The organism is Ruminococcus callidus ATCC 27760, from assembly GCF_000468015.1.
Lineage (GTDB): Bacteria > Bacillota > Clostridia > Oscillospirales > Ruminococcaceae > Ruminococcus_C > Ruminococcus_C callidus.
The window spans coordinates 856-27,511 of the sequence record NZ_KI260296.1 but is presented as its reverse complement, the minus strand read 5'-3'; the positions used below and the strand labels follow the sequence as shown (position 1 = coordinate 27,511).

The 26,656-nt window shown below is 52.2% G+C and carries 25 protein-coding genes; 9 read left to right on the top strand and 16 right to left on the bottom strand.

From position 1 onward, the window contains the following. The first annotated feature begins 481 nt into the window (after window positions 1-481). The 7 genes from RUMCAL_RS01320 (at window position 482) to aspS (ending at window position 8,949) form a co-directional block, all read left to right on the top strand. Window positions 482-1,501, top strand: a complete 1,020-nt coding sequence (locus RUMCAL_RS01320; protein WP_040646482.1) for a rod shape-determining protein — start codon at window positions 482-484, stop codon at window positions 1,499-1,501. 26 nt (window positions 1,502-1,527) lie between these two features. Then, complete coding sequence (gene mreC / locus RUMCAL_RS01315) at window positions 1,528-2,388, top strand: rod shape-determining protein MreC (RefSeq protein WP_021680601.1); 861 nt, start codon at window positions 1,528-1,530, stop codon at window positions 2,386-2,388. Continuing rightward, window positions 2,375-2,959, top strand: coding sequence for a rod shape-determining protein MreD (mreD, locus tag RUMCAL_RS01310; protein WP_021680600.1), 585 nt, complete (start codon window positions 2,375-2,377; stop codon window positions 2,957-2,959). Before mreC ends, mreD begins: the two co-directional genes overlap by 14 nt. A 37-nt stretch (window positions 2,960-2,996) precedes the next feature. Beyond that, complete coding sequence (locus tag RUMCAL_RS01305) at window positions 2,997-5,087, top strand: peptidoglycan D,D-transpeptidase FtsI family protein (RefSeq protein ID WP_021680599.1); 2,091 nt, start codon at window positions 2,997-2,999, stop codon at window positions 5,085-5,087. Between the two features lie 226 nt (window positions 5,088-5,313). Beyond that, window positions 5,314-5,718: a methylglyoxal synthase gene (gene mgsA, locus RUMCAL_RS01300; RefSeq protein ID WP_021680598.1), complete on the top strand. Its 405-nt coding sequence runs from the start codon at window positions 5,314-5,316 to the stop codon at window positions 5,716-5,718. 130 nt (window positions 5,719-5,848) lie between these two features. Continuing rightward, window positions 5,849-7,165: a histidine--tRNA ligase gene (hisS, locus tag RUMCAL_RS01295; RefSeq protein ID WP_021680597.1), complete on the top strand. Its 1,317-nt coding sequence runs from the start codon at window positions 5,849-5,851 to the stop codon at window positions 7,163-7,165. 11 nt (window positions 7,166-7,176) lie between these two features. Continuing rightward, window positions 7,177-8,949 carry an aspartate--tRNA ligase gene (gene aspS, locus RUMCAL_RS01290; protein WP_084194308.1) on the top strand — a complete coding sequence of 591 codons (1,773 nt, stop codon included), beginning with the start codon at window positions 7,177-7,179 and terminating at the stop codon, window positions 8,947-8,949. 65 nt (window positions 8,950-9,014) lie between these two features. Here the strand turns inward: aspS and RUMCAL_RS01285 are convergent, their stop codons facing one another. The 8 genes from RUMCAL_RS01285 to RUMCAL_RS01250 form a co-directional block, all read right to left on the bottom strand. Further along, window positions 9,015-10,352 (bottom strand): hypothetical protein, encoded by a 1,338-nt coding sequence (locus RUMCAL_RS01285; RefSeq protein WP_021680595.1) that lies wholly within the window; start codon window positions 10,350-10,352, stop codon window positions 9,015-9,017. Next, a complete protein-coding gene (locus RUMCAL_RS14265) occupies window positions 10,349-11,479 on the bottom strand; it encodes a DUF58 domain-containing protein (RefSeq protein WP_021680594.1) in 1,131 nt (376 codons plus the stop codon). The genes RUMCAL_RS01285 and RUMCAL_RS14265 overlap by 4 nt, the downstream gene beginning before the upstream one ends. Then, a complete protein-coding gene (locus RUMCAL_RS01275; RefSeq protein ID WP_021680593.1) occupies window positions 11,470-12,414 on the bottom strand; it encodes an AAA family ATPase in 945 nt (314 codons plus the stop codon). The genes RUMCAL_RS14265 and RUMCAL_RS01275 overlap by 10 nt, the downstream gene beginning before the upstream one ends. 155 nt (window positions 12,415-12,569) lie before the next feature. Further along, on the bottom strand, window positions 12,570-13,934 hold the full coding sequence (locus RUMCAL_RS01270; RefSeq protein WP_021680591.1) for an NCS2 family permease: 1,365 nt from the start codon (window positions 13,932-13,934) through the stop codon (window positions 12,570-12,572). Further along, window positions 13,934-14,485, bottom strand: coding sequence for a hypoxanthine phosphoribosyltransferase (gene hpt, locus RUMCAL_RS01265; RefSeq protein ID WP_021680590.1), 552 nt, complete (start codon window positions 14,483-14,485; stop codon window positions 13,934-13,936). Before hpt ends, RUMCAL_RS01270 begins: the two co-directional genes overlap by 1 nt. 15 nt (window positions 14,486-14,500) lie before the next feature. Further along, window positions 14,501-16,114, bottom strand: coding sequence for a GGDEF domain-containing protein (locus RUMCAL_RS01260; RefSeq protein ID WP_021680589.1), 1,614 nt, complete (start codon window positions 16,112-16,114; stop codon window positions 14,501-14,503). A gap of 43 nt (window positions 16,115-16,157) precedes the next feature. Continuing rightward, entirely contained in the window at window positions 16,158-17,540 is a 1,383-nt protein-coding gene (locus RUMCAL_RS01255; RefSeq protein ID WP_021680588.1) for a uracil-xanthine permease family protein, read from the bottom strand. A gap of 14 nt (window positions 17,541-17,554) precedes the next feature. Beyond that, window positions 17,555-18,139 carry a xanthine phosphoribosyltransferase gene (locus tag RUMCAL_RS01250; RefSeq protein WP_021680587.1) on the bottom strand — a complete coding sequence of 195 codons (585 nt, stop codon included), beginning with the start codon at window positions 18,137-18,139 and terminating at the stop codon, window positions 17,555-17,557. Window positions 18,140-18,773: 634 nt separating this feature from the next. Between RUMCAL_RS01250 and RUMCAL_RS01245 the strand changes: the two genes are divergently transcribed. Beyond that, the gene (locus tag RUMCAL_RS01245; protein ID WP_040646457.1) at window positions 18,774-19,304 is read left to right on the top strand and encodes an SMI1/KNR4 family protein; all 531 of its coding nucleotides are present in this window, start codon (window positions 18,774-18,776) and stop codon (window positions 19,302-19,304) included. After that, a complete protein-coding gene (locus RUMCAL_RS16605; RefSeq protein WP_021680583.1) occupies window positions 19,285-19,410 on the top strand; it encodes a hypothetical protein in 126 nt (41 codons plus the stop codon). Before RUMCAL_RS01245 ends, RUMCAL_RS16605 begins: the two co-directional genes overlap by 20 nt. Before the next feature lie 201 nt (window positions 19,411-19,611). Here RUMCAL_RS16605 and RUMCAL_RS01240 read toward each other — a convergent pair whose 3' ends face one another. The 8 genes from RUMCAL_RS01240 to RUMCAL_RS01205 all read right to left on the bottom strand — a co-directional run bounded on the left by RUMCAL_RS01240 (window position 19,612) and on the right by RUMCAL_RS01205 (window position 26,445). Then, entirely contained in the window at window positions 19,612-20,754 is a 1,143-nt protein-coding gene (locus tag RUMCAL_RS01240; RefSeq protein ID WP_021680581.1) for a PP-loop family protein, read from the bottom strand. A 37-nt stretch (window positions 20,755-20,791) separates the two neighbouring features. Beyond that, the gene (locus RUMCAL_RS01235) at window positions 20,792-20,971 is read right to left on the bottom strand and encodes a hypothetical protein (RefSeq protein WP_341349350.1); all 180 of its coding nucleotides are present in this window, start codon (window positions 20,969-20,971) and stop codon (window positions 20,792-20,794) included. A gap of 80 nt (window positions 20,972-21,051) precedes the next feature. Beyond that, window positions 21,052-21,483 carry a Fe-S cluster assembly sulfur transfer protein SufU gene (gene sufU, locus RUMCAL_RS01230; RefSeq protein ID WP_021680579.1) on the bottom strand — a complete coding sequence of 144 codons (432 nt, stop codon included), beginning with the start codon at window positions 21,481-21,483 and terminating at the stop codon, window positions 21,052-21,054. Next, a complete protein-coding gene (locus RUMCAL_RS01225; protein ID WP_021680578.1) occupies window positions 21,476-22,705 on the bottom strand; it encodes an aminotransferase class V-fold PLP-dependent enzyme in 1,230 nt (409 codons plus the stop codon). The genes sufU and RUMCAL_RS01225 overlap by 8 nt, the downstream gene beginning before the upstream one ends. 1 nt (window position 22,706) lies before the next feature. Beyond that, window positions 22,707-23,747, bottom strand: coding sequence for a SufB/SufD family protein (locus RUMCAL_RS01220; RefSeq protein ID WP_021680577.1), 1,041 nt, complete (start codon window positions 23,745-23,747; stop codon window positions 22,707-22,709). A 7-nt stretch (window positions 23,748-23,754) separates the two neighbouring features. Continuing rightward, complete coding sequence (sufB, locus tag RUMCAL_RS01215) at window positions 23,755-25,161, bottom strand: Fe-S cluster assembly protein SufB (RefSeq protein ID WP_021680576.1); 1,407 nt, start codon at window positions 25,159-25,161, stop codon at window positions 23,755-23,757. Window positions 25,162-25,267: 106 nt separating this feature from the next. Then, window positions 25,268-26,020: a Fe-S cluster assembly ATPase SufC gene (gene sufC / locus RUMCAL_RS01210; RefSeq protein WP_021680575.1), complete on the bottom strand. Its 753-nt coding sequence runs from the start codon at window positions 26,018-26,020 to the stop codon at window positions 25,268-25,270. Then, window positions 26,017-26,445: an RrF2 family transcriptional regulator gene (locus RUMCAL_RS01205; RefSeq protein WP_021680574.1), complete on the bottom strand. Its 429-nt coding sequence runs from the start codon at window positions 26,443-26,445 to the stop codon at window positions 26,017-26,019. The genes sufC and RUMCAL_RS01205 overlap by 4 nt, the downstream gene beginning before the upstream one ends. Window positions 26,446-26,656 lie beyond the last annotated feature (211 nt).

The following is a 26,656-nucleotide window of genomic DNA, read 5'->3' as shown; positions in this document are numbered from 1 at the left end:
AAAGAGCGTCTGGCGACTTTGCACGGTATTGCCATAAGACAGCATTGGTTTGACTATTTGGTACATTTGCTGTAATTTTTACATCGTTTTTCGTTTGATTTTCACAAAATGATAGAATTTCGATTTCGCAGAAAATTCTGAAAAAAATGATTGCCACCCCGCTTTTTTCGTGGTATAATAGAATACGGTAACACCGCACAAAGAGCGTCTGACGACTTTGCACGCCATCTGCTTGCAAATTTCCCGTCATATTTCACAAAAATTTGACGACGCATCTGTCACACAATCTTTGTGCGGTATTGCCTGAAATTTCAAAAGCAGTATTCATAAAAAGAAACAAGTATACATATTTATGAATACAGATTCTTCACTGCACCGGTCTTCGGCGGCAGTGTTCTCTTTTCTCCGGAAAGAGGCGAATTGGCAGGCTTTTTTACCACGGGGCAAGATGCGGCTGGACACGCATCAAAAGGAGCACACAATGTTTACAAAAGATATTGGTATTGATCTTGGAACAGCAAACACCCTTGTCTACCTGCGTGGCAAGGGGATTATTATCAGAGAGCCGTCTGTCGTGGCAGTCAATACCCACACAGACCGTGCAAAATATGTCGGCAAAGAGGCAAAGGAAGTCATCGGACGCACCCCCGGCTCGATCGTTGCCGTTCGTCCGCTGAAAGACGGTGTCATTGCGGACTTTGAAACCACAACCATTTTATTGCAGGAATTTATCCGGAAAGCCATGCGGGGCAAAATGTTCGCCCGTGCCAGAGTGATCATCTGCATTCCCTCCGGTGTCACGGCAGTGGAACGCCGTGCAGTGCGGGAAGCCGCAGATCAGGCTGGGGCGAAACCGGTTCTGATCGTAGAAGAACCGATGGCGGCGGCGATCGGTGCAGGACTGCCTACCACCGAGCCTATCGGCTGTATGGTGGTGGACATCGGCGGCGGCACTTCTGAAGTGGCTGTCATTGCACTGGGCGGTATTGTCGTTTCCCAGAGCGTCCGCTGTGCCGGCGATGAGTTTGATGCAGCGATCATCAACTTTATCAAAAAGCGGTACAACCTGCTCATCGGCGAGCGGACTGCCGAAAGCATCAAGATGCAGATCGGTTCCGCGTATCCTGTTGACCGTGACGAGATCATGCAGATCAAGGGACGGAATCTGATGAGCGGACTGCCGGAAAATGTCAACATTTCTTCGAAAGAAGTGCGGGAGGCTCTCTCTGAACCCCTTTCCCGCATTGTCGATGCGATCAAGTGCACACTGGAACAGACACCGCCGGAACTGGCTGCGGACATCATCGACCACGGTATTACCCTGACCGGCGGCGGAGCACTGCTCCGCGGACTGGATCAGCTGATCCACAAGGAAACCGGCATGCCTGTGTTTATCGCAGAATATCCTTTGGACTGCGTGGCAGAGGGCACGGGAAAAATTCTCGAAAATCTGGACAAATACCGCGATGCCGTTTCGGACGATCCCAGAGGATTTGAGTAATCGGTTGACAAAGGAGGCTGATAGCTATGGGCGGCTTTTTCCGCAGCAAAAAATTTCGCATCATTCTCTGCATCATTGCCCTGCTGATCGGCATGATGCTCTATGCTGTCACACAGGACGGCTATACGCTGCCGACTACCGGATTTCTGGGCAGGATCCTGAACCCGATCCGTTCGGCATCCAACAGCATTTCCACCAGTGTGCAGGACACGCTGGACGTATTCACCAAATCCAAAGCGTACCAGACTGAAAATGAGGAACTTCGTCAGCGTGTGGCAGAACTGGAAAGCCAGATGGTGGACTATGACAAGACCAAACAGGACTTGGCAGACCTGTCGGAATTCATGGGCATCAAGGAAGACCACCCCGACAACCAGTTCTCCGACCCCTGCACCATTATCGGCTATGTGGAAAACGATCCGTTCCACGGGTTTTACATCGACCGCGGCAGTGACGACGGGCTTTCCGTCTATGATCCGGTGGTCACGGCAGAAGGGCTTGTGGGCATTATTTCCGAGATCTCTGACACCTATGCCACAGTAGAAACCATCTGCTCTCCGAATCTTTCCATTGGTGCAAAGGCTTCGGACAAGTCGGAGTCCGGCATTGTGGAGGGCGATGTGACGCTGTCCTCCAACTACCGCTGCCGCATGATCTATCTGGAAAAGGATACCACCCTGAAAAGCGGCGACCTGATCACCACGTCCAACTCTGTGGGCATTTTCCCGCAGGGCTATCTCATCGGCTCTGTGGAATCCATTGAGCCAATGGACAACGGCTTGAGTTATTGTGCCGTGATCCGTCCGTCTGTCGATCTGGAAAATCTGAAAAATGTTATCGTCATCAAGGATTTCGCCGGAAAGGAGCAGCAGGATGCGGCAAAGTAAGCGAAAGTTTCTCACCCAGAAACCAGTCCGCCGTCCGAAGCTGCGGAATGCCATACGCTGGGGCTTGTATGCAGTCTGCATTTTTCTGGCTTTTGTGACCGCAAACGGCGGTGATTTTACAAAGCCGCTGCTGCTGATTCCCATTGCCCTGTGCATTTCTTCGGTTTCCGGTGCAGTCGTTTCCGGCGGTATCGGCATTCTGTGCGGGCTGCTGCTGGATATTTCCTGCGGCACGCTGGCAGGCTATCACGGTATCTTATTGTTCCTGATCTGTCTGGCAGTTTCCTGTATGTACGACCGTCTGCTGCTGCAGCGGTTCTGGAATCTGATCTGGCTGACTGCAGTGGCTGCCTTTGTGGTGACCGGTTTCGACTTCGTCTTTCAGTATGCGATCTGGGGCTATCACCAGGTTTCCCAGCTATATCTGCACCACACGCTCCCCTGTCTGGCGTATACCGTCATCAGCAGCATGATCTGCTATCCAGTCTTTTCTCTGATTCACCGTTTCCTGCTGCCAAAGCGGCGGCGTACCATTGAGAAGAAACTGAAACCCATGGAAGAAACCGCATGATCGCACAGGCATTCTCTCCGGAAAGGAGCATTTTTCTATGAAACACACGGCATTCAGCTATGTCAAGCTCACCCTCGCCAGCATGCTGGTTCTTCTGGCAGGCTGTGCCTGTGCATGGCGGCTGATGAAAATCCAGATCGTGGAAAGCGACACCTATACGGCAAAGCGTATCTCCACCCAGAAATACACCCAGACGATCAGTGCCACCCGCGGCGAGATCGTGGATTCTTCCGGCAAAGCCATTATCGAAAACAAGGTTGGCTACAATGTCATTATTGAGCCGGACACCTTTCCCGAGGACAACGCCAAGGGCAATCAGGTACTGCTCTCGCTGACCAGTATTTTAGACGAAAACAGCGTGGAGTGGAGCACTTCCCTGCCGATTTCCGATACCCAGCCGTACACATTCACCGACGATGAAAACGCCGTCAGCAAGCTGAAAGAAAATCTGAAAATGAACGTCTATGCCACCGCAGACAACTGCATGGACAAGCTGAAATCGGACTACGACATTGATGACAGCTACACGCCGGAACAGCAGCGGATCCTCGCCGGAATCCGGTATGAAATGCAGCTGCGGGGCTTCTCTCTCAGCAATCGTTTTACACTGGCAGAAGACGTGCCGCTGAATGTAGTCACAGAACTGAAAGAACGTGGTGTTACGCTCCCCGGCATGGACATCGTCGAGGAAGCACTTCGTTCCGTTGCACAGGGCGATGTGGTGCCCCACGAGATCGGTACGGTTGGACCGATCTATGCGGAGGAATACGAAAAGCTGAAATCCGAGGGCTACGCTCTGGACGACACCGTGGGCAAAAGCGGTATCGAACGTGCCATGGAAAGCACGCTCCGCGGTACAGACGGTATCAAGGAGATCACCGTGGAAAACGGTGTAGTGGTTTCCTCGGATATGAAAACACCGGTGGAAGCCGGAAAAACCGTACAGCTGACTGTCAACAGCGATTACCAGCGGGAATTGCAGAACATTCTGGACGGCTTTATCAACAACTTTGACAGCCTGCGGGATTCCAAAACCGAACAGCTGGGGCTGAAAAAGATTTCCTGCGGGGCAATCGTAGTGCTGGACGCGAAAACTGCCGGCGTGCTGGGCATGGTAACTGCTCCCACCTATAATCTGGAAGACTATAAGGTGGACTATGAAGCCATTCTCAATGCGGAAAACACGCCGCTGGTCAACCGTGCCACAGACGGTCTGTACCGTCCGGGTTCCACGTTCAAGACCATTACTGCAACGGCAGGTCTGAACGAACAGATCATCACCGGAAACAGCACCTATTTCTGCGGTCATACCTATCATTTCAAGGATCATGACTACAACTGTACCGGTTCTCACGGCGACATTGCCGTGACACAGGCACTACGGGTTTCCTGCAATATCTTCTTCTATAAGTTGTCTGAAGAACTGACCATTGACCGCATCTCCGAATATGCCACCAAGTTTGGTCTGGGACAGTCCACCGGACTGGAAACCGGCGATGCTACCGGTCATCTGTCCAATCAGGAAACCTTTGCAGAACTGGGTGCCGACTGGACTATCGGTCAGGTGTTGCAGAGTGCGATCGGTCAGGGCGAATGGGCAGTCACACCTCTGCAAATGGCAAATGTGGCATGCACCATTGCCAACAACGGTACCCGCTATGAACCGCATCTGGTAGACAGCATCTGGGACTACAGCCACACCACTAAGCTGGAACAGAAAGAACCGGTAGTTGCCGATCAGATCACGCCGGTAAACGATGACGTGTTCCAGTATGTGGAAAACGGTATGATCGCCGCTTCCACCAACAATTTCCCGACACGGTATTCCCTGTCTGATCTGGGCTTTGATGTGGCAGTCAAGACCGGTACGCCGCAGGTCAGCAACCGTGTACAGGATTCATTCTTCATCGGCTATGCACCGGCAGACGATCCGGAAATCGCCTTTGCCGGTGTCATTGAAGGCGGCGAATACTCCAAGTATATGATCCGCTCTGTCATTCAGGCATACGAAAAAACTGTCAGGGGCGAACAGGTCAGCGTAGATGCTGTCGGAGCACAGACAACTGTTTCTACAGATACTACCGGCACGGAAACCACCACTTCTGCAACCAGCACGTCTACACATTAAACCGCATTCGAATTTGTTTCGTCATATTGCACAAGAAAAAACGTGGGAAGCACCATACAATTCACAATTTTATATTTTTCGGCAGAAACTCTTTGACAAATTTGCCGATATGGTGTATAATTGATATAGTAGTCTTATTATCTGATAATTATGAAATCACAGAATGAGATCTTTGTATTTTCATTTTCGATATGATAAACAATGTAGAAAGGAATGGTTATCCTATATGACAATTGCTCTGATTGCACACGACGCAAAAAAAGAACTGATGATTCAATTCTGTATCGCTTACTGCGGTATTCTCTCTCGACATACCCTATGTGCGACGGGAACTACCGGCAAGCAGGTTGCAGAGGCGACTGGTCTGCGGATCCAGCGGTATCTCAGCGGCTCTCAAGGCGGCGATCAGCAGATTGCTGCACGGATCTCCTGCAATGAGATCGATGTGCTGCTGTTCTTCCGTGACCCGATCAACCGCAAGGCTTCGGAGCCCAACGAAATGAATCTGCTCCGTCTTTGCGACGTGCACAATGTTCCGGTCGCTACCAACATCGCCACCGCAGAAGCCCTCATCATGGCACTGGAACGCGGTGACTTAGACTGGCGTGAGATCGGAAATCCGTCGATCTGACCCTGAATGCCTGAAAGAGATGTCCTAGTCTGTCCACGGCGGACAGACACTTACAGTACAGTTCTCCCCTTTTTCGGAAGGGGAAATTTTTTGCAGTCCGGTCTTCGGAATGCGAGGAGGTTTTTCATACATGGAAATCAAAATCACACGCCCGCAGGGCACAGAAGATGTCACCCCGAAGCAGATCTACAAGTGGCACACGGTGGAACGCATTGCACGGGAAACCGCAGAAAGCTTCGGCTTCCACGAAACGCGGATCCCCACTTTTGAAAACACCAATCTGTTCCTGCGGTCCGTGGGCGAGACCACTGACGTGGTACAGAAAGAAATGTACACCGTCACCGCAAAGGAAACCCAGTTTACCCTGCGTCCGGAGGGCACAGCCGGCACCATTCGTTCCATGCTGCAAAACGGCTTGCTGAATGATGCCCTGCCCCAGAAGGTGTTCTATATCCTGTCCTGCTTCCGCCACGAACGTCCGCAAAAGGGACGGCTGCGGGAATTCCACCAGTTCGGTGTGGAAATGGCAGGCAGTCAGGGACCGGCTTCTGATGCGGAGATCATTTCTCTGGCAAAAACCATTCTCGACCGTGCCGGCTTACAGAATATTGCCCTCAACATCAACTCCATCGGCTGCCCTGTCTGCCGTGCGGAGTATCACAAGGCTCTGAAAGCTTACTTCGAACCGAAAAAAGAGGAACTCTGCGAAACCTGCCAGACCCGTCTGGAAAAGAACCCCATGCGGATTTTGGACTGCAAGAGCCCGATCTGTGCCGGAATCGCCAAAGATGCTCCGGTCATTCTGGACTATCTCTGCGACGACTGCCGCACACACTTTGAAAAATTGCAGGAATATCTGAAAGCCCTGCACATCGACTACAGCATCAACCCGAAGATCGTCCGCGGTCTGGATTATTACACCAAGACTGTTTTCGAATTCATCACCACTGACATCGGTGCACAGGGCACTGTCTGCGGCGGCGGCCGGTATGACGGTCTGATCGAACAAATGGGCGGCAAGCCGACTCCGGCAATGGGATTTGCCATGGGTCTGGAACGGCTCATCATGACAATGGAACAGCAGGGCTGTGCCTTTGAGGAACCCAAGGGCTGCGATCTCTACATTGCCCCCATGGACGAAAGTGCTGTGCCTACAACAATGCAGCTGGGACAACAGCTGCGGGTTTCCGGCTATCAGGTGGAATATGATGTGATGCAGCGTGGTCTGAAGGCACAGATGAAGTATGCCAACAAGATCGGTGCCGCTTTTGTCATGGTTCTGGGCGAAAACGAACTACAGGACAAAAAGGCAAAGCTGAAGAATATGGAAACCGGCGAACAGATCGAAATTGCTCTGGACGAAACATTCGAGGACAAGTTCGACGATATTGCCGTGCAGTATATGTTCCACGACATTGTGGAAGATTTTGAAAAGGAGTGTCAGTGATCATGGATTTGATGCAGGATTTACGCCGCACCTGTTACTGCGGTGAAGTGACAAAAGCAGGAGAAACCGTCGTTGTGGGCGGATTCGTACAGAAGGTGCGGAACCTCGGCAACCTGATTTTTATCGATCTCCGCGACAGAACCGGTATTGTACAGCTGGCGTTCAACGACCAGACCGACCGTGCCATTTTTGAAAAGGCTGCGTCCTGCCACAGCGAATACGTGCTGCTGGCAAAGGGCGTTGTGGCAGAACGTTCCAGCATCAACAAGGACATGAAAACCGGTGCTGTGGAAGTGCTGGTAGATGACCTGCGTGTGCTGTCCAAGGCACAGACACCGCCTTTCGCGATCACAGACGAAACCAAGACCAACGAGGAACTGCGTCTGAAATACCGCTATCTGGATCTCCGTCGTGCTCCGCTGCAGCACAACCTGATGATGCGGCACAAAATTGCACTGGCTGCCAGAGAGTATTTCTATGCCAACAACTTCATTGAGATCGAAACCCCGATGATGATGAAGTCTACGCCGGAGGGTGCCCGTGACTATCTGATCCCCTCCCGCGTACACAACGGCAAGTTCTATGCTCTGCCCCAGTCCCCGCAGATCTACAAGCAGCTGCTGATGGTTGCCGGCATGGACCGGTATATCCAGATCGCCCGCTGCTTCCGCGACGAAGATCTCCGTGCAGACCGTCAGCCGGAATTTACCCAGATCGACCTGGAAATGTCCTTTGTGGACGTAGAAGATATTCTCCAGCTGACAGAGGGCTTTGTGAAGTATCTGTTCCAGAAAGTCCTGCACATGGATATTACCACACCCCTGCCTCGCATGACCTATCAGGAAGCCATGGAACGCTACGGTTCAGACAAGCCGGATACCCGCTTCGGCATGGAATTGCAGGATCTGTCTGACACAGTCAAGGACGTAGACTTTATGGTATTCCGTTCGGCACTGGAAGCCGGCGGCAGCGTTCGGGCAATCGTGGCAAAAAATGCAGCTTCCGTGCTGACACGAAAGGAAATCGACAAGCTGACCGAAAAGGCAAAGGGCATCGGTGCAAAGGGACTGGCATTCATTCGCTGGAACGATGAGAAGCCCACCTGCTCTTTCGCAAAGTTCCTGCCGGAGGGCAAGCTGGACGAGATCCTGTCCCGTCTGGACTGTGCCAAGGGCGACGTGGTTCTCATTGTGGCAGATAAGAACAAGGTGACCCTGCCGGTACTGGGAGCACTCCGTCTGGAAGTGGCAAAGAAGCTGGATCTGATTCCGGAGGGCAAGTTCAACTTCCTGTGGATCACCCAGTTCCCGTTCTTCGAATGGAACGAGGACACCCAGCACTGGGACGCAATGCACCACCCGTTCACCATGCCCATGGACGAGTGCCTGCCCTATCTGGACAGCGATCCGGCACGTGTCACTGCAAAGGCATTTGATTTGGTGCTGAACGGTACAGAACTGTCCTCCGGTTCCATTCGTATCACCGATTACGAGTTGCAGGAAAAGATGTTCCAGGCACTGGGACTGACCGACGAGGAAATCGAAGCCAAGTTCGGCTTCTTGGTAGAGGCGTACCACTACGGTGCACCGCCTCACGGTGGTCTTGGCATTGGTCTGGATCGTCTGGCAATGGTAATGTTACAGGCGGAAAGTCTGCGTGACGTGGTGGCATTCCCGAAGGTGCAGAACGCAAGCGAACTGATGAGTGCCTGCCCTGCTCCGGTAGATGCCGAAAGTCTGGACGTACTGGGCATTCAGGTAACGCACAGCGAAGACGACGAATAAAGACAACGCTGCATAAAAATAAAGTCAGCCCGTGGGAGATTTCCCGTGGGCTGGCTTTTTTTATCCTATGAACGTCTTTTCAAAAGTGTATCCATTGCCGCAAATGCTTCATGCTCCGGCAGAATTTCTCCGTACCGCAAGGCAGTATAGGCTTCTGTCACCGTGTTCCACTGAGGCAGCGTTTCCTGTTCCCCACCGGTGGACAGATGGTTCAGAATTTCCGCCGGACTGGCTGCCGGCAGGGCAACTTCTTCCGGCAGCCGTGCCAGCAGCAACGCGTACCCCAGCCGGAAGCGTTCCGCCTGTTCCGGCAAACGTTGATACCGGCGGTAAGCCTTTTTCCAGTCACGGCGGCGGTACAGGGCTGCCGCAGACGGAGCCGGCTGTTCAGCAGTCAGCAAGTCCTCCACATAGTCGCAGTACGCCTCGTGCCGGTCGTTCCGCTGCTCCGCGTGGTTTTTCCGCAGATGCCGCTGTATCCAGTGCCGCAGGCTGTACCACGCGGAAAGCAGTGCATCGCCAATTTCGCGGCGTTTCCAGATGACCAGCACCAGCACTGCCACCAGCAGAACCAGTTCGATCACCAGCCGAATCCAGCCGGCAGCACCGTTTTGCTGTAGCTGCATCACCTGTTCCGATGTGTCCTCCGGCAGTTCCGCAGTCTGTTCCTGACTGCCGCGGGAGAGCAGCCAACGCAGAGCGTACCACACTGCCGTGTACAGCAGCCGCCACGCCCAACGCATGACTTTTGCCAGCGGTCGGCTGCACAGCACCAGAAGCAGCCCTATGCCGCAGAGCACGCCCATCAGCTTTCCGTTGGACTTCCGGATCTCCGTCGGCAGTTCCCATGTGTCCCCGTCCCGACCGGAAAGCATGCGTTCCATAGCGTCCCGATTGTGGATCAGGGCAAACAGTGCCGCATTCGCCGCAAACAGCAGCATCACCGGCACAAAGGGCAGCTTGGCATGGCTAAGATATAACAGGAATCCGGTGAAGCAGTCCCACAGGCACAGCCCCACAAATACATTCGGGTGTGCCAGATGCTCCAGCGGGTGAAACACCAGCCGTGCACTGCCGAAAAAGCAGCCGCCTGCCAGAATTCCCCACAGCACCTGTGCCAGCCTTGCCGGATAGGGGGCGAACAGACAGCCTGCCATGCAAAGCAGCAGCGTGATTGCCCAGACACCGCCGTTGATCCACTTGGGGTGTCTGGCGTACTGCCGCCGCAGCAACAGGATATACAGCATGCCCAGCCATGCACAGCCTGCAAGGGCTGCCGTCATCACCGGAGCCGTCCACTGTTCCCCATTGCTCCACACGCGAAGCAGCACCGGAAAGGGATAGAGAGCCGCAGCCAGTGCCGTTACCAGCAGCCAGTGCAGCCAAAAGCGGATATTTTTCATAATGCCGCCTCCCCGTTTCGCAGATACTCCGGTGCAGGAACGACGGCATCCGCACAGTTTCCGCTGTCATGGGCATGTCCCGTCACCAGCACCAACCCGCCGGACTGTTGCTTCCAGCGTGCCACACGCCGGTCTGTATAGGGCGTGATCAGCAGCACGGTTTCCTGTGTCATGCGGCTGGCAGACAGTGAGAGCAGCCGGGGCATGGACAGCACGTCCTGCAACTGCAACTCCGCCAGCTGCTGCAAAAGCCGGTGATACATGGTATTGCCGGCACCGTAGGGCGTGGCAATGGGGTTGCCCTTGGCATTGCGTTCCCCTACGCACAGCCGCACCTGCCAGCCGTTGCTGCAAAATTCCCAGAGGCACTGGGCACACACCCGAATGGTGTGCTCCAACAATTCGCTGTCCGGTGTCATCTGTCCGGCATCGGGGCGGTGGGATTCCAGTGCCAGCAGCACCGTTGCCGTCTGCCGAGCCGTCCGTTCCTCCTGCCGCATCAGCAGCGTTCCGGCATGTGCAGAAGCTTTCCAGTGCATGCGGTGTATCGGATCACCAGTCACATATTCCCGCACACCGGCAGACAGGCAGGGATCTGTCAGCAGGCTGTACCGCACCGCCTGTTCCCCGTACTGCTGCCGCAGCAGCTTCGGCAGAAGCAGCCCCGCTTCGGTCAGCCGCTTCGGCAGTACGGTCAGCTTTTCGCCGTGGTCTGCGGCATGGAGAGAGAGCCGCACGATACCCAGCAAATCCGACGTTACCAGCACGATATGTTCCATTTCATATACCCCGCGTTTTTCGCAGGTGATCTCCCAGACGCGGCTGACACGGGAACGGCTGCGGACGGAGAAAAAGCTGCTGACAAACCGGTTTTCTCCGGTGACAGCAGAATTCGCCTCCGGAAAGTCCAGCCAGCGGGACGTGGTCAGTTCTGCCTTGAGCCACGGCACCGGCAGTGTTTTGTCATTGGTAACAGTTTCCACAAATTGCAGAGATTCGCCCTCGGTGCGTTCTGTTTCCGAAAAGTGACAGTAATAGGACAGCCCTTCCAGTCCCCGCCGGCGGTACAGTCCCACCTCTCCGAACAGCACCAGCAGCACCAGCAAAATTACTGCGATCAGTTCCATAGCGATTCCTTTGGCACGGGAACTGTTTGCAGCAGTTCTTCGGCAATGCTGCGGCAGGTTTCCTGATTCTCCTCCCACATGCTGCCCCGTGCGGTCATGCGGTGTGCCATGCAGTCGGCGGCGATCCACTTGATGTCATCGGGTGTCACGTAGGTTCTGCCATGCATCGCTGCTGCTGCCCTGGAAACTTCCAGCAGCGACAGCATGCCGCGGGTGCTGAGCCCCAGCTGTATCCCGCGGTGCTCACGGGAGGCGTGAGCCAGTTCCACCAGATATTCCTGCACAGCGGCAGAAACGGTCACCTGTGCCAGCTCCTGCCGTGCTGCCAGCAGCTGTGCCGCAGTTGCCACCGGCTTGCTCTCCGGCACTGCCGCAGGACGGGACAGCAGGGCAAGTTCCTGTTCCTTTTCCGGATACCCCAGCGACAGACAGAGCAGAAAGCGGTCCAGCTGTGCCTCCGGCAGCGGAAATGTCCCCTGCATCTCCACAGGGTTCTGGGTGGCGATCACGAAAAACGGCTCCTCCAGCGGATACGTTACGCCGTCCGCAGTGACCTGCCGTTCTTCCATGCACTCCAGCAGTGCCGACTGGGTGCGGGGCGTGGCACGGTTGATCTCGTCCGCCAGCAAAATCTGGGTGAACACCGCCCCTTTCCGGAACGTAAACGCACCGGTTTTCGGCTCCGGAATGCTCACGCCGATCAGGTCGGTAGGCAGCAGGTCTGGTGTAAACTGGATACGGTGAAAGTCCGCGTCCAGTGCTCCGGCAAGGGTGCGGGCAAGGGTGGTTTTTCCGGTTCCCGGAATATCGTTCAGCAGCACGTGTCCCCCGCAGTACAGGGCGGCAAGCACCTTTTCGATCACATCTTCTTTGCCGTAAATGCGGGCAGAGATCGCATCACGGAGAGTTTGGGTAAGGGTAGTAATTTCAGACATAGACGATTCCTTTCGTTTGAAGTGCAAAACAAGTACATGCTCTATTATAACACAGTTTCGGCTGAAAAACAAGGGAAACACTGCATAAGAGCCTGCTCCCGGACAAACCGAAAGCAGGCTCTTACAATTACAAGGGCTGTATCGCCCAGATGCATTTAAAGGAAAATATACTTCAGCACGAACAGCACCGCCAGAACATACATCAGCGGTTTCACCTGCTTGCCCTTGCCGCAAACCAGATGCAGTACTACATAGGAGATGATCCCGATGGAAATGCCCTCCGAGATGCTGTAGAACAGCGGCATTGCCACGATGCACAGGTATGCCGGAATGGCTTCCAGAAAGCTTTCTTCGGAGAATTTGATGTCCGGAATGGTGGTGAACATCAGGAAGCCGACGATGACCAGAGCCGGAGCCGTCGCAAAGGACGGAATGGCAATGAAGATCGGGGCAAACAGCATGGAGATCAGGAACAGCACCGCAGTGACTACCGCAGTCAGACCGGTTCTGCCGCCCTCTGCCACGCCGGCGGAGGATTCTACAAATGTGGTAGTGGTGGAAGTACCCAGAACTGCACCTGCGGAGGTGGCAACTGCATCTGCCATCAGTGCCGGCTTGATCTGGGGCAGCTTGCCGTCCTTGTCCAGCATATTGCCCTTGTTGCACACGCCGATCAGCGTGCCCAGTGTGTCGAAAATATCCACGAACAGGAACGAGAAGATAACCACGATAAAGTTCACAATGCTGACACCGTCAAAGTCGAATTTGAAGCACTGCCCGAACGTATCGCCCAGTGCAGAGAAGTCGGTCATGGAAAATGCCGGCAGCAGGCTGTTATAGCCAGCCTCCGGATCTACAACGTACAAACCGGTCAGCTGGCAGAGAATGCCCAGCACCCATGTTGCCAGAATGCCGATCAGAATCGAGCCCTTCACCCGCTTGATGTACAGGAACGCGGTAAACAGGGTACCTATAATTGCCAGCAGGGCACAGATGCCGCCGGTACGGAAGTTGTCCGTAAAGGAAACGACTGTTACCAGCGTGGAATCACTGTTGACAACAACACCGGCGTTCTGCAAGCCGATAAAGGCGATGTACACGCCGATACCAACGGAAACCGCTTTTTTCAGAGAAAGCGGAATGACGTTGAACAATGCTTCCCGCACATTCGTCAGGGACAGCACAATAAAGACGATACCCTCCACGAACACGGCAAGCAGTGCCACCTGCCACGGATAGCCCATGTTACCGCAGACGGTATAGGCGAAAAAGGCGTTCAGTCCCATGCCGGCAGACAGGGCAAAGGGCAGATTTGCCATCATGCCCATACACATGGTGCCGAAGAATGATGCCAGACAGGTTGCCAGCAGTACGGCAGTGGGATTCATGCCGGTCGAACTCAAAATGCTGGGGTTGACTGCCAGAATGTACGCCATTGTCATGAATGTAGTAACGCCGGCAATACACTCCGTCCTGACATTGGTGTTATGCTCTTTCAGGTGAAAAATCTTTTCAAACATTATACTTCTTCTCCTTCATCATATTCCGCAATATACGGCAGATTGCGATAGATCTCGCCGCAGTCCAGTCCATAGCCGATCACAAAATGATCCGGAATGGTAAACAGGGAAATGTCTGCGTCCAGCTTTACCAGACGGCGTTCCGGCTTGTCCAGCAGGGTGATGACTTTCAGCGAAAGCGGGTTTCTCGCTTTCAGCAGCTTCAGCACGTCGTTCAGGGTTCTGCCGGTGTCGATGATGTCCTCGGCAATGATGACATGATAGCCGCTGATGTCCTGCATCAGATCCATGGTGATCTTGACGATGCCGGAAGAAGATGTGCCGTTGTAATAGCTCTTGGCACACATGAAAGCCGTTTCACAGGGAATGGTAATAGCACGGCACAGGTCTGCCATAAACACGAATGCCCCGTTGAGGATACTCACCAGCAGCAGCGGCTTGCCCTCGTATTCCCGACTGATCTGTGCACCCACTTCCTGAATTTTGTCCTGTATCTCCTGTTCTGTGATCAGGACGCGTTTGATCTTCTTCTGAAATTCCTGTGTTGTCATAACAAAACTCCTTTACTACTCTGTCCGTACAGCTTTCATGGCACGTTTATTTTCATACATACGCTTATCTGCCAGTTTATAAAGATCCTTATAGGAACGGCTGCCCACCTCTTTCACAAAGGCATAGCCCACCGCTGTTCCCAGCTGCCATACACCGTGTTCGTTTTCCTGATTGAATACAGTGATCTGTTCCCACATATCTGCAATGATCTTTTTTACCCGTTCTTCATCAGTATTATAGATAATGCTGATAAACTCGTCGCCGCCGCTTCTGCCGATAAAATTGCCTGCGGGAATGCTGTTTCGCAGCACTTCGGCGAACTTTGCGATCATCTGATCGCCGGCATCATGTCCGCAATTGTCGTTGGTTTTTTTCAAACCGTTCAGGTCGAACATCATAAAGCACAGCCGGTCATCCGGTGCGATTCCCATATGGATCAGTTCGTTGCACTTGTTCCGATTATACAGACCAGTCGCTTTGTCACGGAACAGCTTGTCCTGTGCATTACGAAGCGTAAGAATTCCAATTACCACGATGTACACGACAATGCCGATCATGGTGAAAAACATCAAATTGGAAGAATGCCATATCAAAAAGCAAAGCACATCCAGCGAGATCGACAGCATCAGGCAAATTACCGAAGCCATAAACAGCTTGTGCCGCATGTCGTTTCTGTGCCGGGGATAAATGACGAACTCCAATACGATCATAAAAATTGCTTCTGCCAGAATCAGATAGACAAAGAGGCCCTGTGATTCCCGCAGTGCCACGATCCGCAGCAGGTGCAGCAGACCCGCTATCGCCGCCAGCACAGCATTGCCGATCATCAGCCCGTACATTGCCCTCTGAATGGTGCTGTGCGGTCGGGCAGAAATATTGATGTACATGGCCACGAAAAATGGCAGCAGCAGTATGGCGATGCTGCTTAAATAAGAAAAAAACCGCACATGTGCCGGCAACAGCCATGTGATCAGACAGGTGTCTGAAATTTTCCAGCACCCCACCAGCACGGAAACCATGCCCAATGACGAAAGATTCAGACGGATCCGCATTTTGACACGATAGTAGAACGCAATGCCCAGATAGATAATACCGAATAAAATCAGAAATATCCCGAAAAAGCAAAAAACTGCATCCTGTTTCAAAATCTTCCAGAACAGCGGATACTGGCTGCCCTCATAAAACGTCACAGCACGTTTGACAGTTGCGGCATACAGCGGCTGCAGCTCTACGGTGACTTCCTTTCCGTTGTCTGCACGAAGCAGTGTCAGATTGACCCAATAACAGCCCGTGGCACTGACTTTGTTGGTTTCGATGCGATGCTTGTCAAAGACCAGTTCTCCGTTGATATAGACCTTGGTATTGCTGTTGATAACATAAAACATCAGCTGCTTTTCCGTCAGATTGTTGTCCAGCGTAAAGTGAAACTCTCTGGTCACGCCCTGCGGAGCCGCTACATCAGAGCGGGTTTCTTCTGCCACTTCCTGTACCTCTTTACAGGTCGGCATGGCACGCTGTTCTGCAATCAGTCCGCCATTAGGGTTTTCCAAAAAAAAGCCCAGACAGAGCAGGATCATTGCTGCCAAAAACAAAGCAATATGTACCAGATACGTATACTTTTTTGTCATTGCACCACCTCCTGTGAAACAAAACCAGATACTGCACAGGCTCTTATGCCTTTTTCTTTTTCTGTTCGGTCACCTTTTCTGCCTCCATATTTTTCGGCAGCACCAGATTCAGCAGGATCGACACCAGAAATACCACGGCAACACAGTTCTGTGCAAAGACATTCTGCACCATCCGGGGGAAAATCGCAAACAGATCTGCACATTCGGTAAAGCCCAGACCGATGCTCAGGGACAGTGCGGCAATAATCATATTCCGCTGGGTAAAGCCGCACTTGCTGATCATCTGCAAGCCGCTGACTACAATGGTGCCAAACATCATAATGGTACAGCCGCCCAGCACTGCGTCCGGCAGCGTTGCCAGCAGTGCTCCGAAGAACGGGAAAATGCCGGCAAGGATCATGATCACGGCTCCGATGGCAATGGTGAACCGGTTTACCACTTTGGTCATTGCCACCAGTCCCACGTTCTGGCTGAACGAAGTGATCGGCATGCAGCCGAACACGGAGGAAAGGGAGCTGACAAAGCCGTCACAGGCAATCGAACCGGAGGTTTCCTGCGGGGTCACGTCACGATCCAGACCAGAGGCAGCCAGTGCCGAGGTATCCCCAATGGTTTCCGTGGCAGACACCAGGAAGATCAGCACCACCGACACAATGGCATCAGCGTGGAACTCCATGCGGAACGGCATCAGGTGTGGAACCGCAATGACCGAGGTTTCCCGCAGGGCGGAGAAATCGACCTTTCCCATAAACACCGCGAGAATATAGCCCACTACCAGACCAAACAGCACGGACAGCTGCTTGAAGTAGGACTTCGCGAAAATGTGGAACAGGATACAGCAGAGCAGCGTTACAGAGCCGAGGATCCAGTTTTCCGCAGAGCCGAAATCTGCACTGCCGCTGCCGCCGCCGAAAGAGGTTGCTCCGACTGTCAGCAGCGAAAAGCCGATTGCCGTGACCACGCTGGCGGACACGATCGGGGCAATGACCCTGATCCAGAACTTCGCAAAAAGCCCCAGTATGCCCTCCACAATGCCGCCGATGAGCACGGCTCCCATAATCGCTCCATAGCCGTATTGGGCACCGATAAAGCACAGCACCGACACAAAGGTGAAGCTGATGCCCATGACGATCGGCAGTCCGGAACCAATTTTATGGAAAATCGGGAACAGCTGCACCAGCGTGCCGATACCGGCAATCAGCATGGCACTCTGGATCAGCATTGCCATATCAGAAGCCGCCAGTCCGCAGGCTCCGCCTACGATCAGGATCGGGGCAATATTTGCCACGAACATGGCGAGGATATGCTGCAAGCCAAAGGGAATCGCCTTATGCACCGGCACCATGCCGTTCAGCTGGTACAGGTTCGTAATGGAAGCTTCCCCCATCGCCTGTTTCACGCGGGCTGAAAATTTTTGTTTTTCCATTTGTCCGCCGCCTTTCAGTTCTGTTCCCGAAAGACAATGGTGCCGGTGGAAGCGTCCATACTGTCTACGATTGCCAGAGATTCCAGCGGATAGCCCAGATTCCGGATAATGCGTCCGCCCTGCTGGAAGCCCTTTTCTACAGCAATGCCGATGCCCTCAACGGTTGCACCCGCCTGTGCCACAATGGAGATCAGTCCTTGCAGGGCACAGCCGTTTGCCAGAAAATCATCGATGATCAGCACCTTGTCCTCGGGGTGCAGAAACTTTTTCGAAACGATCACCTGATTTTTGCACTTGTGGGTGAACGATTCCACCTCTGCCACGTAGACCGCACCGTCAATGTTGACGCTCTTGGACTTCTTGGCGAACACCACCGGCACGTGGAAACAGCTTGCCACGATACAGGCGATACCGATACCGGAAGCCTCAATGGTCAGGATCTTGTTGATCTCCTTGTCTGCAAAGCGGCGTTTGAACTCCTCCCCCATTTGCTGGAACAGGGTCACGTCCATCTGGTGATTCAGAAAGCTGTCCACTTTCAGAATGTTGCCTTCCTTGACGATACCGTCCTTTACGATTCTTTCCTCTAAAAAATTCATGTCACTCGTTCCTTCCTCGGCATTTTGTCAGCATCTGTGCAGAGGCAGCACCGCACAAAACTTATGCAAAATCGGTGCTTTCCAAACAGACACAGACGATAAATATATGTAGCTTATTATACCATTCTCTGCCGGAAAAGTCAATTCGAAATCCGGCGGATTTCGCAGAAGTTTTTGGATTCTTTACGGTTTTTCTGTTTTTCAGGGAGAAACACCGAATAAAGCTTGTGCGTAAGATGCGTCGTCAGATTTCTGGGCAATATGACGAAAAATCTGCACGCAGATTGCGTGCAAAGCCGTCAGGCGGGCTTTATGCAGTGCTTCCTGAATTCACAAAAAGCTTCTCTATCCCCTCGGGTATGAAATGGCTGAAACAAATTTCCGCTTGCAAGCCTTTCACTGATTTATCGTTCTGATTTTGTGCATCGTGACGATTTCGAGAAATGCTGCCTACTTTTGCTTGACACTTACGCTGGATATTTTATGCTGGATATTTTTTGTAGAGTATGGTATAATGAAAGTGATTCAATCAAGAAAAACCACTGTTCTAAGGTGCTGATACCTGTTATTTATGGAGAGGGTGGTTGTGTTGATTGTATAATAAAATTTTAATAATTAAAAAGGAAATACTATTATGAATATTCCTCACAATAGTTTAATGGAGAAAATCAAAGAACTTGTGTGCTTATGCGAACAGATTGCATCTGATTATGGTGACGATGCTTCATGGTTCAAACAACCTGCATCAGATGAAATGATTTCTAATTGGGAAAATAAACACAATGTTTTTATTCCTGAAACATATAAAGAATGGTTAAGTTTCACGAATGAAGCACAAATTAGAAACTCATTGGCACATTTTTATGGGCCGGACAAGTTTGTTATGAACTCTGGAGACTTACCAGAAGACTTGATTGTAATTGCAGATTTAATAGGTGATGGTGAACAATTATGTTTTTCAAAAATAACAAGGAATTTTGTTTGGGTTGACCATGGTGAGTTAGAAATAATAGATGATTTTGGTGCCGTTTTAAGTGAAATAATTAGAATGCTTAAGCCCAAAAGCTGCTTATCTCCTGAAATGAAAGAATTATTAATGAATATGGTTAAAAATAATAGCCAGGATAAAAAGAGAAATAATGGCAATGAAAGAAATAACAGATGATTTTAATAGTTTATTCTTAGATGCTCGTAAAGAGTATTTGGAAGCATTAAAGGCAGAATCTAAAACACAATACGATAAGTTTATTAAAGACTTGGAGAAACACTGAATAAAGCTTGTGCGTAAGATGCGTCGTCAGATTTCTGGGCAATATGACGAAAAATCTGCAAGCAGATTGCGTGCAAAGCCGTCAGGCAGGCTTTATGCAGTGCTTCCATAGGGTAACAATAAAATAAAACGACCGCAAGCCGGAAAGCCGCGGTCGTCTGGGGATCTTCTGTGGTGAATGGAGTCCATTTTTTGAAATGGTCTACTCATTCCGATAATCGTCCAGAAAGCTATGCACCACGTGATCTTTCTGGTACGAAATGATTTTGTTCAGGTTGATATTCTCCACGCTGCGGAAAATGTTCTTTTCGATCTGCGGATTTTCCTCTGCCAGCTTGGCGATCAGCTGCTTCACCACCATACGCTTGGAAACCGTCCGTTCGTCAGGATCACAGGTAGTGCAGGTGTCCGTGAAGTGGCAGGCACACTGGATAAACTGCAAGTCGTGATACCGACACCAGTGCTTGATGTCGGCTTCCCGAATCAGGTACATGGGGCGAATCAGCTGCATGCCCTCGAAATTGGCACTGTGCAGCTTCGGCATCATGGTTTCCACCTGTCCGCCGTAGATCATGCTCATGAGAATCGTTTCAATGACATCGTCAAAATGGTGTCCCAGAGCGATCTTATTACAGCCCAGTTCCTTTGCCTTGTTATACAAATGTCCACGCCGCATACGGGCACAGAGATAGCAGGGGTTATTCTGCACGTGATACACCGAATCAAAAATATTGGTTTCGAACACGGTAATGGGAATTTGCAGCAGCTTGGCGTTGGATTCGATGATCTGCCGGTTCTCGGCACTATAGCCGGGATCCATGACCAGAAAGACCAGTTCAAAGGGAAATTTCCCGTGCCGCTGAATCTCCTGAAACAGCTTCGCCATGAGCATCGAGTCCTTGCCGCCGGAAATACACACGGCAATGCGGTCGTTGGGCTGAATCAGGTCATAGGTCTTGATTGCCTTGGCAAACCGGCTGAAGATCACCCGATGAAACTTTTTCCGCAGTCCCTGTTCCACTTCGGCAGCCTTTTCGTTTTTGGTTTCCCGCCGGATCTTCTCCTGAAGCCACTTGACATAGCCGCCCACCAGATTCACTGCCGCGTAGCCTTCTTCCCGCAGCTGTTCCGCCACATCAGCACTCAGGATACCGCTGCGGCAGTAGATCACCAGTGTTTTATCCTTGGGCAGATTCTCGTGAGAGGCTTCCAGTTCCTTTTGCGGGATCAGCACTGCCCCGTCGATATGCCCCAGAGCAAACGCCGTACTGTCCCGCATGTCGATGATCTGACAGGCAGACGGCTCCATGGCTGCCAGTTCCTGTATTGTGATTTCTTCTATCATGTACTTACCTCACCAAACCGCGGTGATACGCGGCGTTTCATTCTGAAATTTCTTTTTCTCCGTCGATATACGGCTGGAAATAGCTGTCCACCAGACCGCCGCCCAGATTGTCACAGCCGTTGCAGAATTCACAGGTCTGTCCGCAGACCTGCAGCGACTGATTCACAATACGGATTCGTTCTTCCCGTGTGGTATCTTTGATCAATATGGATTGCATGATGATTCCTCCCATAGAAAAACCTGCTTTCAGTGGCATTCCACGAAAACAGGTTCTCAGACAGCACCTATGCATACGCTCTACGCTTCGCTGTCCAGCTTTTCAATGGCTTCCCGCAGGGTACGCCAGCCCAGCACGGCACACTTTACCCGTGCCGGCATATGGGAAATATCCTGTAGTGCAGAAGCTTCTTCCAGCTCCTCCACTTCCGCATCAGTTGCCGTGCCCTTGATCATTTTCAGGAACAGGTCTGACAGATGCAGTGCCTCTGCCTTGGTCTTGCCGATGATCATGCCGATCATAATATCCGCAGATGCCTGCGAAATGGCACAGCCGTCCCCGTTGAAAGATGCGTCCTGAATCACGCCGTCCTTCATGACCAGATTCAGCCAGATGTCATCGCCGCAGTTGGGGTTGACACCCTCCAGCTGAATGGTCGGACATTCCAGATCATATTTGAATTCCGGACGGACGTTGTGTTCCGTCAGGATCTCGTTATAAAAATTATTCATTGCCAAAGCCCATCCTTCTCCGAATATTGGAAACGCTCTCTAAGAACCGGTCGATCTCCTCTTTGGTGTTATAGAACATCAGGCTTGCACGGGCAGTGGAATGGATTCCCAGATGATCGTGCAGCGGCTGTGCACAGTGGTGACCGGCACGAATATCCATGCCGTCGCTGCTGAGCACTTCGCTGATGTCGTGCGGGTGCACCTGATCGACGGTAAAGGAAACGATACCGGTATGGTTGTCCTCCCGCTGTGACCCCAGCACATGTACATGGGGAATGGCATTCATGCCGCGGAACAGATAGGCTGTCAGTTCCTGCTCCACAGCATGGAGAGTGTCCATACCGTAGGATTCCAGATAATCGATTGCCGCAGCCAGTCCCACGGCTCCGCCGGCATTGACCGTGCCGGCTTCGAATTTGTGGGGCAGTTCCGCATAGACTGCATCGTAGCGGGAAACGGTTTCGATCATTTCCCCGCCGGTGAGGAACGGCGGCATTTTTTCCAGCAGTTCCTGCTTGCCGTACAGCACGCCGATCCCCATGGGAGCCAGCATCTTATGACCGGAAAATGCCACAAAATCCACGTCCAGTTTCTGCACGTCAATGGGCATATGAGGGGCACTCTGTGCCGCGTCCATCAGGATTACTGCACCGCAGGCTCTGGCACGCTTCACCAGTTCCGGAATATCGTTGACACAGCCCAGCACGTTGGAAACCTGTGTCACTGCCACCAGCTTGGTGTGTTCCGAGAAAGCCTCGTCCATTTTTTCCTTGGGGATGGTGCCGTCCGGCTCGCATTCCAGAAAGACCAGCTTGGCACCGGTGGCACGGGAAACCATCTGCCACGGCAGAATATTGCTGTGGTGTTCCAGAATGGAAACCAGAATCTCGTCACCGGCTTTCAGGTTTGCCATGCCGTAGCTGTACGCCACCAGATTCATGCTCTCTGTAGCATTTCGGGTGAAGATGATCTCCTCAGGACAGGCAGCATGTATAAACCGCTGCACGGTTTTTCTGGCGTTTTCATAGCGTTCCGTAGCTTCTACGCTCAAGGGGTACAGTCCGCGGAGCACATTGGCGTTATACTTTTCATAGAATTCCTGCACCGCATCGATCACACACTTCGGCTTCTGGGAAGTCGCCGCGTTGTCAAAATAGACCCGATCGGTGTTCTGGAGCAGCACAAAGTCCTGCCGCACGTTTTCCGGATTCCACGCTGTCATGTCAGATCACCTCCTCGATTTTCCGGTGCATATACTCTGCTGCTTTCTCGTCAGCAGTTTCCTGACAAAGCTTTTCCAACCGAGCCTTTGCCACGATCTTTTCCGCTTCGCTCTTGCTGATGCCGCGGGCTTCAAAGTAGAACAGCATGCCCTGTTCCAGTTCGCCGATAGAAGCACCGTGGCTGCCCTTGACATCTTCTTCGGTGCAAAGGATCAGCGGAATGGTCTTATTGACAACGTCATCTCCCAGCAGGAGCACGTTTTCTTCTTCCTTACCCTCCGAGCCGGCACAGCCACGCTTCAGGTCAATGGTGCCGCGGAATGCCTTTTCGGCTCCGTCGTACAAGGTGCCGTCTGCCTGAATGTCACTCTGGGTGTTCTTGCCGATATGGTTGGCAATCACGTTCATATCCAGCTTTTTGGACGGCTTTACCAGATAGCCGGATTTGCAGGTGAAACTGCTGCCGTTTCCTGCCAGATCGGTACGGATACCGGAAATCACATTGCCCTGTGCCAGATACAGCCGGATCACCTCAAAAGAAGTCTTTTCGCCGGTGACACAGCCCACATCATTGATGCACTCTGCACTGGCATCGGCAAGGATCTGCACCAGCCGAACAGTTGCTCCGGCCTCTGCACGAATCACAGTCCGCAGTGCCGCATGGGAAGCGTCTGCTTTCCAGATCTGCACCAGTGTCAGTTCGCTGCCGGCTTCTGCCTGTACATGGACAAATGCCGCACAGTCGCCGCCGTCCTCGCTGCCGATTTCCATACGCAGGGTGTCGCTGCCGTTTTCCGGAACGGTCACGGTCATGCCCCACTGAAACAGGTTGTCCACATTCCTGCCCACGCCGGTTTCCACGGCACTGCAGTCGGTGCAGGGCTCCAGTGCGGAAACTGCTGCAACACCGTTTTCGGAAACGGTCTGCACGGTGCAGGGCTTCACCGGTGTATAGGGTTCTGTTTTGCAGGCATTGACATGCAGTCTGTGCCATGTCAGTGTCGGAAGTGCATTTACTCGAATTGTATTATTTTCCATCATGCTCACCTCACCCAATGCTGCCTTTCATTTCCAGACGAATCAGATTGTTCATTTCGATCGCATATTCCAGCGGCAGTTCCTTGGAAACGTTGTCTGCAAAGCCGCTGACGATGCATGCCCGGGCATCTTCTTCGCTCAGACCTCTGGACATCAGGTAGAAAATTGCTTCGTTGCTGATCTTGCCGATCTGTGCTTCGTGTCCCACGTCTGCCTTGCGGGTGCGGACATCGATTGCCGGAATGGTATCCGACTGGGACTGTGCGTCCAGCATCAGGGATTCGCAGGAAACCGAGGACTTCGAGCCCTCTGCGTCCTTATTGACCACAACGGAACTGCGGAACGTGCTGATACCGCCGTCCTTGGAAATCGACTTGGTGTTGATATAGGAACTGGTGTCTGGAGCCGCATGAACGACCTTGGCACCGGTATCCAGATTCTGTCCCTTTCCGGCAAAAGTAATGCCGGTGAACTCCATTTTTGCCCCCTTGCCCTTGAGGATACTCATGGGGTACAGATAGGACACATGAGAACCGAACGAACCGGAAACCCATTCCACCTTGCCGCCCTCTTCGACCAGTGCACGCTTGGTATTCAGGTTGTACATGTTCTTCGACCAGTTTTCAATGGTGGAGTACCGCAGTGTGGCATTCTTGCCCACGAACAGTTCGACACAGCCGGCGTGGAGATTTGCCACATTGTATTTCGGGGCGGAGCAGCCCTCGATAAAGTGCAGGTATGCTCCCTCTTCCACGATGATCAGCGTATGTTCAAACTGTCCTGCTCCCGGTGCATTCAGACGGAAATAGGATTGCAGCGGAATCTCCACGGACACGCCCTTCGGCACGTACACAAAGGAACCGCCGGACCAGACTGCACCGTGCAGAGCCGCAAACTTATGGTCTGTCGGCGGCACCAGCTTCATGAAGTGCTTGCGGATCATGTCCGCATATTCGCCGTGCATGGCACTTTCCAGATCGGTATACACTACGCCCAGATCGGCAACTTCCTGCCGCACATTGTGATACACCAGTTCGGAGTCATACTGTGCTCCCACACCGGCAAGGGACTTTCGCTCTGCCTGCGGAATGCCCAGACGTTCGAAGGTATTCTTGATGTCCTCCGGCACGTCGGACCACTTGGTTTTCATATTGGTATTGGGGCGGACATAGGTGACAATGTTGTCCATGTTCAGCCCGTCGATAGACGGACCCCAGTCCGGCACCTGCAATTCGTTGTAGATCTGGAGGGAGTGCAGACGGAACTGCTGCATCCAGACCGGATCGTTCTTTTCTTTGGAGATCTGTTCTACCAGTGCCGGTGTCAAGCCGGCATCAATCTTATAGGCATCGGTTTCTGTATCTTTAATATCGTAGACACTTCTGTCAATATCTGCGATCTGCTGTTTTTCTTTCACGCGTTTTCACCCTTTCGGTATTCCTGCAACACTTGAGAAACGCTGCATAAAGTTCGCCTGACGGCTCTGCACACAATCTGCGTACAGTCTTCTTTATCCAGTGTGATTACTCTGCATTTTCATAAGCGGCAAAGCCGTTTTCGTTGACTTCTTCAATCAGGGAACTGTCGGAGGTCTTGACGATCTTACCGTTCACCATGATGTGCGTATAGTCTACCGGCAGTGCTTCCAGAATCTTGGTGCTGTGGGTAATGACCAACAGACTGCCCCTGGACTGCTTGCGGTATGCTTCGATGCCCTTGGAAACGGTGCGGACAGCATCAACGTCCAGACCGGAGTCGGTTTCGTCCAGAATGACAAATTCCGGATTCAGCATCAGCATCTGGAGGATCTCAGTCTTTTTCTTTTCGCCGCCGGAGAAGCCCACGTTCAGGTCACGCTCTGCATAGGACGGATCCATCTGGAGCAGTGCCATTTTTTCTTCCAGTTCCTTTTTGAAGCTGAACAGACGGACACGCTTGCCGGTCTTGGCTTCCAGTGCACTGCGGATAAACGCACTGACGGTGATGCCCGGAATCTCAATGGGGTTCTGGAACGACAGGAAAATGCCGTTCTTGGCACGTTCGTTATCCGGCATTTCGTTGATATTCTGTCCCTTATAGATGATGTCGCCGCCGGTAACGGTGTAAGCAGGATTGCCCATGAGTGCAGCACCCAGTGTGGACTTACCGGTGCCGTTCGGTCCCATCAGGACGTGTACTTCATTCTCGTGAATGTCCAGATCGATGCCGTGAAGAATTTCTTTTTCTCCGGCACATACTTTCAAATTCTGAATACGCAGCAGATCATTATGACTCATGTTACATCTTCTCCTTCATCTTTATAATTTACCGCATCGGCAAGGGTAATGGAATTCAAATAGTTATTGATCAGTGCAGAAAGCCCTTTCCAGATCGGCAGTGTGGAACAGGAATCCGCAGTTTCACAGATCGGCGTTCCGTTTTCAATGCACTTTACCGGTTCGATGGATTCTTCCACCGCCCGCAGAATTTCTCCCACGCTGTATTGCTCCGGCGGACGGGACAGGCGATAGCCGCCGCCCTTTCCGCTTGCCGCTTCCACAAACTTTTTCTTGGAGAGCATCGAGGTGATGTTTTCCAGATATTTGAGAGAGATATTTTGCTGGGCAGAGATGACTTTCAGCGGTGTATACGCTTGGTCGTCCACCTGTGCCAGACACATCATCAGCTTCAGGGCATTTCGCCCTTTTGTGGACACAATCATAGTTACCACTTTCCTTTGCTCTGTTTGATTTCATTATACACCTACTAACCTAGTATGTCAATGGGACAGGCGGCAGGTTTACAAAAACTTCATGGAGAATTTTCATGATGCTATGCGGAAAATTCTTGGGCAATACCACACAAAGCTTGTACATAAGATACATCGTCAGATTTTTCGGCAGATGGCGTACAAAGTCGCCAGACGCTCTTTG